Here is a 9,454-nt window from a genome sequence, read left to right as displayed (position 1 = left end):
TTTGAAATTTGCCTCGTCACTATTACCAGTAGTGACGTTTTTTTCTGTGCCTTCGTTCATGAATTTTCACCTCCTTTCACTATGACTTGTCCACTTTTATTGCAGCCGGATTAAACTTGGCCTTTTTCTAATAAATTAGCCGAATCGTTGAACCAATCGATAATTAGCCAAATTGGAAACCTTGGCTGCTTACCAATACGTCGACATGGAATTTTGTGTTGCTGAACCATAGAATAAATGGTGTCCTTAGAAACACTTAACAGTTCAGCTAATTGCTCGGCGGATAATATGTCTTTAGGTGTTATTTGTTTAGGGATTGTCATGACATAATCTCCCATCTATGTTAGTTAACGACTGTAAATACTTGTTATTTTTCGGTGGGTCTATTGGAGCAATTAAGTGCCTTCCATTTACAACAACTGCGGAGATGGTTTCTCCTGCATGTACGATAGTTTCAGGTATAGAAATGACATTAAGTGCATCTTCTGCAACGTAGACATATTGTAATTTATTGCTAACAAATACGAGCGAATTCAACCAGTTTAGCTCAGTAGATTCCAAGATTTTTTTTGAAGTTTTTAACGTCTTTCTATAATAAGGAATCGGCACCAGTTTCTTTAGGTCGGTAACAACAAAGCCATGGTCACCTTTGTAGTACCAGACATTTTCTTCTGTTATTTTAAGACCGGAACGAATCGTATTATAAACATTCTTGTTAGCCGAATACATTGCAATATCAGTAATTACAAGCCGTAAGTCTTCATTACTAGCCAGCATTACTTTCTCGCGCTTTCGTATATGCCTAAATAGATCGTTCAAACTAACCTGTGCCATAATGTCTTCCAACATTTTTTTATCCATGTATATCTTTCTCTCCAAATGTGATAAAATTAAATTAGACTTTTTCTTTAGGCCGCTATGATTGCGGTCTTTTTTTATTGCTTACTTTCGCCTGATTTTTTAATGCTTTTAGCTTCTTCCATAGCAGCGAACATGTCCAGTTCCTCTATTACTTTTTTCTCTTGACGTTTAACTTTTCGTGTTGACTGAATAAGTTTTTTAGCTCGTTTGTGCAAAACATTACCGATATTATTCAATCTCTCTATGTTTTTTGATAACTCGGTATTTTCATAAACTGTTTCTCCAAATTCATTTTTAGCGGCATATGCAACACGAATATTTCTTGCGTCTTTACACCAAGAGACAACCTGCCCAGCCATTCTCTTTTCCCATTGTGTTTCCAATTCTTTCAAGTCCGGTCTAGGAAAAACTTGACGCACAACTCGTTCAATTATTTCATCTTGTTTTATTGAAGGATTTTCTCTAACCAAATTAGTTGCATATTCTTTTGCTTTACGATCAATTCTCAATCATTTCACCACCTTTAATTTTTTGGTACGCTCAAATGCAGAAACTAGATCTTGTAAGGTTTTAATCCCTCTATGTAGTCGTTCAATGCTGTCATCGGCTGATTCCCCGGGAGTCCATTCAAGGTAAATCCTGACGGCTTCGTCAATATTGCTACTTTCATAGCCTGCCGGAACAAAAATCATTTTTTGAATCTGCATAGATATATAATGCTGTCGGTCTATTTCTTTATCTTCCGGGTCTGGGGCAGGTTTGATTTTCTGAATAAACGCAGGCTTGAGTTCCTGGCGTTGAGTATTTATAATATTATCTTCTGTAGAATTATTTAGTGTTTCTAAAGCTTCATCAAGGGTTAATTTCCCGTTTTCAACGGCTTGTACAATTTTGGGGCTACACGAATTACGGATAAATTCAGCTTTTTTTAAGTCATTTGGTGTAGTACCTAACAATTCACAAATTTTTGTATCAATATTTCGCTCGTTCCATGAAGTGGGAAAAATGTTGTTTGATATTTCCTCAGGCGGTTCGGCTATCGGCAGCGGCACCGATTTCAAAACAGGTTCCTCTTTTGGTATAAGTGAAGTTAAAGGAGTATTTAAGATTTCTTCGGTAGTTGGAAATGGAGGTTCTTGACGTTGAACTTGACGGGGGCGTTCTTTGCCATCACTGGTAATAACTGTTTCCTGTTGGGGAATTTCCCCGACAGATTCCAGGTTATTCCTTATAGAACCTACCGTTTTATGATCTACACCTAGCGTGGACGCTATATGCCTGTCACTCTTCTCCGGTGTATCCCTTAATTGCTGGCGGATTAATTCTTGCCGCTGTTCCCGATTTAATTGTCTGCGAGCCATGTTTAACTTGCGGGCATGTTCACGTTTTTGCGTTTCTGTCATTCCCACCCTGACAACCTTAGGCCAATCGGTAATACCTAATTCATTGCAAATTTTTAATCGATGGTGCCCATCAAGTACATTGCCTTTTTCGTCATACTCTATGGCTACCTGTACGCCTCGCTTGTCAATATCAGCTTTAAGTTCGGCGTAGTCTTCTGGTGATAAATCTGGCATCATTTGATATGTATTCTTCAATTTATTCACACCCTTAAAATTGGTTACGCTGAATCTCGTACACTACTATGGGCACTCTCGTCATCTAATACATCATCTTCTATAACTAGATAATCTACGGTTACGCCAAAATATTGAGCAACTTTTATAACTTTATTAATTGAAGGCGAGTTTGTATCCCAGTTATAAATAGACCCTTTACCAAATTTCAATTCTCGTTCTAATTTTGGTAAAGACATATTTTTGTTTTGGCATAGATTTTGAATTCTTTTAACTAAAAGCATAAAATAAAACCTCCTTTCTTTAGAAAATAATTACAGTTAAAACATTGACAAGCAACTGAAAATATACTAATATGGTCATTAGAGACAATAAAAAAATATAAGTCGTTGGGGAACGATTTTTTTAAAGGGTTTTTATTACCCTCTGGTTTTTTGTTGCCTTGATTTGTATATTTTCGGGTTGTTAATGTAAGTATAACCGTAAATTTTCGGGTAGTCAATACTTTATTAGTATAAATTCGGTTATTTTTTTAAAATTAAAGGAGATATCTAAATGAGCATATTGGCAAATATTCAATTACTTTGCAAAAAGAATAGTACTTCAGTTCCTAAATTAGAGAAGGAATTAGGATTCGGTAATGGCTCAATATATAACTGGGATAAAAACTCTCCATCTGCCGACAAGCTCCAAAAAGTAGCCGAATTTTTTAAAGTATCTACAGATTATCTAATTTTGGGTTATGATAAAAGTCGACTTTTTGGAACATTAGTTTTTATTAAAGGTTCACGAAGCGTTAAACAATTTGCAGAAGATTCCGGTGTAAGTGAAGATGAAATGTTTAATCTTTTTACAAACAATTATCCAAATCTCCCACCATTAGAAACACTTGAAAAAATTGTGGCTAATAATCCAATTAATCCCCTTATTACTCGTAATGAGATTTTGGAAATTGCCGGTTACGATCCTGAAAAAACGCCAGAGCCTACCTTCACAAAAGTTTTTCCCAATGAAACTACAAATTTAGTTATCAAAGATGAACAAATTTCAGTTTTTGATGATCCCGCCGTTAGAGCCCTAGCTAGAAAAAGTTTCAGCAAAGACCCAACTAAAGAAGCCTTACTGAAAAAGCTCATTAAATCAATGCTTGAAGAAGACTAATGATAATTCCAGATATCCCGAGATATAACCTAGCAAGTAAAAAGGCTCTAGCTTTTCTTCTTAAGTATAAAATCTCAGCACTCCCTGTTTCTCCTATTGAAATCATCAAGCGATTCGGATGTTCTATTAGAACATATAGTTTTCATGCCAACAAACTTGAATGTAGTGTCCAAGATATTTGTGAAGCTTGCGGATCAATAGATGGTTATTCCGTTTATGATGAATTAACAGGCAAATATAAAATCACCTATAATGATCAAATTTCATCATCAGATCGTATCCGATTTACTTTAATGCATGAATTGGGACATATCTTTCTACATCATTTTATTGATTTTGAACAAACAAAATTATGTAGAGGTGGACTTAATAATGAGGATCTAGAAGTTTTAGATAAAGAAGCTAACCATTTTGCATCTAAGGTATTAGCTCCGGAAATGGTACTCTTGCGCGCGGGATGGAAGCAGCCAGAAACTATTCACGAAAAATGTGCACTTTCTACCGAAGCTTCAAAATATAAAGCTGCCAAAATAATTGAAATGGCAACGAAACGAGACTTTATTACTAATTTAGAAAGACAAGTTTTATATCAGTTCTACGATTTTATTTACCAGAAAAGTTGTAAAAATTGTAATCATTATTTTATTATTCCCGGGGCTAAATATTGTCCTGTTTGTGGAAGTAAACAAATAAATTGGGGGAGACGCAGTAGAATGATTTACGATAAATGGGATCTAGATCAAAATGGCAAAGCAAAAAAATGTCCTCACTGTGAAAATGAAGAAATAGATTCTAATTTTAATATTTGCAAAATTTGTGGTACTAATTTAGTTAATAAATGTGCGGGCAAAACGGTTTATTATGAAAATGGATACGAAGAATTTCAATGCTGCGAAACGATTGCCGACGGTAATGCCCGCTACTGTGTAAATTGCGGCGCAGAAACAACATATTTTCAACAAAAACTACTTAAACCATGGGATATGGAAATGCAAGAAAAAAGAGCCGTTCCTCCTATTCCCCCTGCACTTATTCCCCTAACGAATCCGTTTTCCAACGCACTTAAAAAAAGCAAGTAACTTTCCTGCTAGAGTATGAACAAAAATTTATGCAAATACTAAAAAAACACAGCCCATCCAATTGGACAAGCTGTGTTTTATTATAAAATCAATAATAGGAGGTGTATTTTATGTCTGTTCAAAAGAAAGGCGACAATTATTACGCCGTGGTCATGTATCGTGATGAGTTTGGTAAGAAAAAATACAAGTGGGTTTTAGCTGGCACATCATCACGTGAAGCTGAACGCCTAGAACGCAAACTTCGGGCTGATATGGAACGCGGTGAACTGGTGTTTAGCAACAAAGTTACCTTAAAATCGTTTATGGAAGAATGGATGGATACGGCAATTAAGCCTAAAAAACGTCCCTCCACAGTAGCGTTTTATCAATATCACGTTGATGCTATATGCAAAGAGATCGGCAATGTGGACCTAGACAAACTAACACCGCTAAGAGTTGAAAAATGGCTTAATAAACAAGAAGAAAGCGGCCTTTCCAGCACTACTATTCATGGTAGGTTTGGAACATTAAAAACAGCTTTAAAAAAAGCAGTTCAGTGGCGATCAATTATTCATAACCCCTGTGAAGCAATAGAAGCTCCAAGTAAAAACCGTCCTAAAAATGCTACCCTTACGCCAGACGAAGCAGAGCACTTAATGGACCTTCTACAAAATTCAGAGATATACTTACCTACTATAATCGGTATCCAATGCGCATTGCGCCGGGGCGAAGTTTGCGGGTTACGTTGGCAAGATATTGACTTGAAAAATAAAAAAGCTTTTATTAAGCATAGCTTAGATCGTATGGATGTTGAGACAGCTCCGAGAGAAGAAAAAAAGGGAAATGTAATTCCAATATGGGAAACGACAACGGAAAAATCTAAAACTGTGCTCACTTTAGGAAAAGTCAAAACAGATGAATCCGAAAACTTCATCTCATTACCTAATGTTGTACTTAATCTGTTAAAAAAAGAAAAGCTCGTTCAAAAACAAAACAAGCTTTCTTTGGGCCCCGCATATCACGATGTAGATTTTGTTTGGTCTAAGACGAACGGACTTCCTCAAGATCCAGATCACTTATATCACGCATTCACTAAAATGATAAAGAGGCACAACAGCGTTATCGAAATCATTCAGAAATGTGATAAGTTAACAGCTGAACAAAAGAAACACCATCAGTGCTTACCATTAGTTCGATTTCATGATTTAAGACATACTCACGCAACTTTATTATTGCGAAATAAAGTGGATACCAAAGTGGTTTCACGGCAATTGCGGCATAGGCAAGCTTCATTCACTGCAAATTATTATCAGCACGTTACCAAAGATATGATTGATGAACCCGCCAACGTAATGGATAAAATATTCGGCAACAAAAATATAGAAGGATTAGAAAAGGGATTAGAAAAATAAAAAAGGCCTTGAAGCAAAATGCCTCAAAGCCTTGAATTTCCTGGTGGGGTATACTGGTTTCGAACCAGTGACCTCTTGAATGTGAATCAAGCGCTCTCCCACTGAGCTAATACCCCATATAACACTCACATGAAATATTATAAACCTCCGGTTTCCATAATGCAAGTATATTCCTGGAATTTTCCCCCTGTCCAACAAAAGAAACACGCGCACATAAAAAGCATTGACATTTACAAATTGTAGGATAATAATGGTTATGAAGGATAATTGATGGAAATGATACTTCGTAAACGATTAGCAACTTCAACAACGTTACTTTCTTTAGACTCTTATTTTCTGCACAAGCAGATCTTTATTAAACATTACTGCTTCGATTTTCAAAATTAGCTATAGAAAGAGAAGAATGATTTATGCCTATTACTGCTACTAATACAGCTGCTTTATCTGCTGTAACTGCACTGAATCAATCTACAGAAGCCCTAAGTCAATCAATTGATACGATCGCTTCAGGCACAACACCAGATTCAATTGGCCCTGCATACTCTGTTGATATTTCAACACAAGAATAAATTAGAGACAAATACTGTATTCTCATTTCAACGCTCGTAAATTGAACAAACATTTCCATACCAAAAGGACTCCACGTAATGTAGTACGTAGAGTCCTTTTTATTGGATTAAAAAATCTCTATTTTAAATAAAAATAGACCCACCTGAAAAATCAAGCGGGTTATTGCAAAATGTTCAACAAATCATCCCTGGCTTTCTATTAAATATTAGGTTCCACTTCATTATTCTTTTTTTCAGCCTTAGATTTCCCATTCTTTTCACATAATTCTTTATAAATCACAAAGCCTGCGAAAACAATGGCCGAATATCCTGCCAAAGGATATAAAATGTTTACCAGTTTATCAAAGGGAAATACCCCGCCAAAGAACATACCGATCGCGGTCAGCACCGCTGCAATGATTTTAAATTTACTGGTTTTATCTGCGGCAAACTTTCTAACCGTCATTAAAAGAAAGGAAGCCACTGCTGAATAGATACTGAGTACGATTAATACTGAAAAAATTAATCCTAAAACAGGAGATATGTGATTAGCAATCGCTAAAGTAGGAACTTGCTGGCCAATAATCAATTTGTAATAAACCAGCTCACCTATTACCAGCGAAATAATCGCAACAGTAAAAGCGATAGTTCCGACAACGCCTGCAGTTCTTGCTTCTCTTAGATTTCCTGCCGACGCTCCGCAATCAACCTGAAAGGGTATACTAACCATAAGAGCAAGAAAGGCATACAATGCTCCTGACCATGCCCAATTTGAAGAAGCGGATTTAAAGCCTAATGTCGGCATAAGGCTGCTGCCTTCCGACAATAAAGTAGGCTGTCCAATAAGAGTAATCATCCCAGCTATACCTACTATTGCCACAAAAATTATTTTTATAGGCCCTATAACACCTATTATATCAATAAGCTTTTCTACTCCCAGCAATACTGTACCCAATGCAAGAAGCGCTATAGCGCCTGTACCTATATACGACGGTATTCCATAATATTGATTAATTGTTGCCCCACCGCCTGCAAGCATAACCACAAATATTGCATACACCAATACTACACTATACCATATATATACTTGACCAAGAAATTTGCCGCAATAATACTCAAAAACGTCATATGGATTGTCAAATTTCTCTTTCTGGCCAACTCCGTATAAAACATATGTTAAGAAACTTGTTATAACCAGAAAAATCAATGCTGCTATAATCCCATTTGTTCCGCTCGTTGTAAAGAATTGTAAAACCTCCTGTCCCGTTGCGAACCCGGATCCAATCCAATATGCACTTAATGCACCCGCAAGAAGTACTACTTTTTTTAAACTAATTAATTCTTTCTCCACCTTTACCACTCCTTGTATTTTGAGTTAGTTAGCGCAAGGTTTCTTATAGCATTTTTCATCAAGAATTCAAAAAGTTCAGTTTTTAACAACTTCTACTCATCCACTTTTGAAATAAGTTGCTAACGCAGTGCGTGAAACAAACTTTTCTGAGGCAGGGAACAGCGGCTTATAGCCGCTGAGCATCCTACAGGCTAAATCGATAGTCCTGATTCAGAAATTACTTTCCTATCATAATATTAAGGATTTCAACATCGGTGGATTTCATGCCCTGGCGACCCATACGACCGATGTTCTGGATTGTTTTTTCGTAATCATTTTCCACAAGTCCTTCTCCGAATTGAAAGACCAAATCGCGTTTTGCCATTTCATACCCCATGATACCAGCGTCTACTGCACTGGAAATTTTTGCAGCACAAGAAGCCTTGGCTCCATCACACACAATGCCGCCCACATTCCCCAAAGCATTGATGATAGTCTTTCCAATGACATCATAATCAGCACCATTCAGATAGGCAATTCCGCAAGCAGCAGCTGCTCCGGCTGATACGGCTCCACAGTAAGCAGACAGGTTTCCAATATAACGCTTCTGATGCAGTGACAGAAGGTTGGTCAGAACAAGAGCCCTATAAAGGGTATCCTCATTTGCTTTCAGCTCTTCAGCGTAAACAACAACCGGCATTGTACAGGTGATCCCTTGGTTGCCGCTTCCCGAGTTAATGACTACCGGGAGGGCACAGCCATTCATTCTTGCATCCGAGCCTGCTGCCGCTGCCGCTCTAGCCCTGATCCGAACATCATTGCTGCCAAATTTAAGGAGAGTCTGTCCCACCTGTGCACTCCATTTATGCGTTAAGCCTTCTTTTGATATAGCAGAATTATACTTAATCTGTCTACTGATGATTTCTCTTACATCATCCAAGCTTACTTCATTAGCAAACTCAAGTATGTCCTTGATATTAAGCTTTGACTTATCCCCTGACTCTTGAGTTACAATATCAGGCTTCTCAAATACCACTTGACCATTTTTTTCAATTTTGGCAATGTGGTTGTGCTTAGTTCTGACTTCCACAGCTGCCGTTTCCTGTCCGGCTTTCAATTCTGCGCGGATGAAAAGATTTTCTTCCCCTTCTTCCAACTCACATCTGCAAATTCCCTGGCTATATAACGTTCTGGTCTTATCGATGTCTTCCTGTTTCACTTGGCTGATGACCTCAAGCTCCAGGTCTGCCTTTCCTGCGACAACGCCTAAGATGGCTGCCACTTCAACGCCTCTCTGACCGCCGGAATTGGGCACAACAACGCCCTTCACGTTTTTAATAATATTGCCGCTGCAACGAATAACCATCCATTCCGGTATCTGCCCAAGAACCTCTCTTGCCTTTGCAGCTGTAAACGCAATAGCAATCGGTTCCGTGCATCCCATAGCCGGAATCAGTTCTTCTTTTAATATCTTAATATAATTATCATATTGCATCTTATCCATTGA

Annotated in this window: 11 protein-coding genes and 1 tRNA gene; 4 read left to right on the top strand and 8 right to left on the bottom strand. The window is 37.5% G+C overall.

The window, feature by feature from the left end; all coding sequences use genetic code 11:
- Positions 1-110 precede the first annotated feature (110 nt).
- The 5 genes from Ga0466249_RS13975 to Ga0466249_RS13955 form a co-directional block, all read right to left on the bottom strand.
- The gene (locus Ga0466249_RS13975; protein ID WP_215830071.1) at positions 111-323 is read right to left on the bottom strand and encodes a helix-turn-helix domain-containing protein; all 213 of its coding nucleotides are present in this window, start codon (positions 321-323) and stop codon (positions 111-113) included.
- Positions 310-861, bottom strand: a complete 552-nt coding sequence (locus Ga0466249_RS13970) for a hypothetical protein (RefSeq protein WP_215830070.1) — start codon at positions 859-861, stop codon at positions 310-312. The genes Ga0466249_RS13975 and Ga0466249_RS13970 overlap by 14 nt, the downstream gene beginning before the upstream one ends.
- A 74-nt stretch (positions 862-935) precedes the next feature.
- Entirely contained in the window at positions 936-1,370 is a 435-nt protein-coding gene (locus Ga0466249_RS13965; protein ID WP_215830069.1) for a hypothetical protein, read from the bottom strand.
- Entirely contained in the window at positions 1,371-2,459 is a 1,089-nt protein-coding gene (locus tag Ga0466249_RS13960; protein WP_215830068.1) for a ParB N-terminal domain-containing protein, read from the bottom strand.
- 23 nt (positions 2,460-2,482) lie between these two features.
- The gene (locus tag Ga0466249_RS13955) at positions 2,483-2,722 is read right to left on the bottom strand and encodes a helix-turn-helix domain-containing protein (protein WP_215830067.1); all 240 of its coding nucleotides are present in this window, start codon (positions 2,720-2,722) and stop codon (positions 2,483-2,485) included.
- A gap of 271 nt (positions 2,723-2,993) precedes the next feature.
- Here Ga0466249_RS13955 and Ga0466249_RS13950 point away from each other — a divergent pair, with 271 nt between their 5' ends.
- The 3 genes from Ga0466249_RS13950 (at position 2,994) to Ga0466249_RS13940 (ending at position 6,069) form a co-directional block, all read left to right on the top strand.
- Complete coding sequence (locus Ga0466249_RS13950) at positions 2,994-3,599, top strand: helix-turn-helix domain-containing protein (protein WP_215830066.1); 606 nt, start codon at positions 2,994-2,996, stop codon at positions 3,597-3,599.
- Positions 3,599-4,678 (top strand): ImmA/IrrE family metallo-endopeptidase, encoded by a 1,080-nt coding sequence (locus Ga0466249_RS13945; RefSeq protein ID WP_215830065.1) that lies wholly within the window; start codon positions 3,599-3,601, stop codon positions 4,676-4,678. The genes Ga0466249_RS13950 and Ga0466249_RS13945 overlap by 1 nt, the downstream gene beginning before the upstream one ends.
- Before the next feature lie 110 nt (positions 4,679-4,788).
- Positions 4,789-6,069, top strand: coding sequence for a tyrosine-type recombinase/integrase (locus Ga0466249_RS13940; RefSeq protein WP_215830064.1), 1,281 nt, complete (start codon positions 4,789-4,791; stop codon positions 6,067-6,069).
- Positions 6,070-6,110: 41 nt separating this feature from the next.
- Here Ga0466249_RS13940 and Ga0466249_RS13935 read toward each other — a convergent pair.
- Positions 6,111-6,185: transfer RNA gene (locus Ga0466249_RS13935), tRNA-Val, on the bottom strand.
- A gap of 294 nt (positions 6,186-6,479) precedes the next feature.
- Between Ga0466249_RS13935 and Ga0466249_RS13930 the strand changes: the two genes are divergently transcribed.
- Positions 6,480-6,638 carry a hypothetical protein gene (locus tag Ga0466249_RS13930; protein ID WP_215830063.1) on the top strand — a complete coding sequence of 53 codons (159 nt, stop codon included), beginning with the start codon at positions 6,480-6,482 and terminating at the stop codon, positions 6,636-6,638.
- 199 nt (positions 6,639-6,837) lie between these two features.
- Here the strand turns inward: Ga0466249_RS13930 and Ga0466249_RS13925 are convergent, their stop codons facing one another.
- Both Ga0466249_RS13925 and Ga0466249_RS13920 read right to left on the bottom strand, forming a co-directional pair.
- Positions 6,838-7,968, bottom strand: coding sequence for a YkvI family membrane protein (locus tag Ga0466249_RS13925; RefSeq protein ID WP_215830062.1), 1,131 nt, complete (start codon positions 7,966-7,968; stop codon positions 6,838-6,840).
- 217 nt (positions 7,969-8,185) lie between these two features.
- Positions 8,186-9,451 (bottom strand): L-cysteine desulfidase family protein, encoded by a 1,266-nt coding sequence (locus Ga0466249_RS13920; protein WP_215830061.1) that lies wholly within the window; start codon positions 9,449-9,451, stop codon positions 8,186-8,188.
- Positions 9,452-9,454 lie beyond the last annotated feature (3 nt).

It is taken from the genome of Pelorhabdus rhamnosifermentans (assembly GCF_018835585.1).
Classification (GTDB): domain Bacteria; phylum Bacillota; class Negativicutes; order UMGS1260; family UMGS1260; genus Pelorhabdus; species Pelorhabdus rhamnosifermentans.
The sequence above is the reverse complement of the archived record's forward strand: the minus strand, read 5'-3'. Positions and strand labels throughout refer to the sequence as shown.

Excerpts from the sequence above, each read along its gene's own strand:
- Ga0466249_RS13975 (WP_215830071.1), bottom strand. The coding sequence starts at position 323 with ATGACAATCCCTAAACAAATAACACCTAAAGACATATTATCCGCCGAG.
- Ga0466249_RS13970 (WP_215830070.1), bottom strand. The coding sequence starts at position 861 with ATGGATAAAAAAATGTTGGAAGACATTATGGCACAGGTTAGTTTGAAC.
- Ga0466249_RS13955 (WP_215830067.1), bottom strand. The coding sequence starts at position 2,722 with ATGCTTTTAGTTAAAAGAATTCAAAATCTATGCCAAAACAAAAATATG.
- Ga0466249_RS13950 (WP_215830066.1), top strand. The coding sequence starts at position 2,994 with ATGAGCATATTGGCAAATATTCAATTACTTTGCAAAAAGAATAGTACT.
- Ga0466249_RS13945 (WP_215830065.1), top strand. The coding sequence starts at position 3,599 with ATGATAATTCCAGATATCCCGAGATATAACCTAGCAAGTAAAAAGGCT.
- Ga0466249_RS13940 (WP_215830064.1), top strand. The coding sequence starts at position 4,789 with ATGTCTGTTCAAAAGAAAGGCGACAATTATTACGCCGTGGTCATGTAT.
- Ga0466249_RS13930 (WP_215830063.1), top strand. The coding sequence starts at position 6,480 with ATGCCTATTACTGCTACTAATACAGCTGCTTTATCTGCTGTAACTGCA.
- Ga0466249_RS13920 (WP_215830061.1), bottom strand. The coding sequence starts at position 9,451 with ATGGATAAGATGCAATATGATAATTATATTAAGATATTAAAAGAAGAA.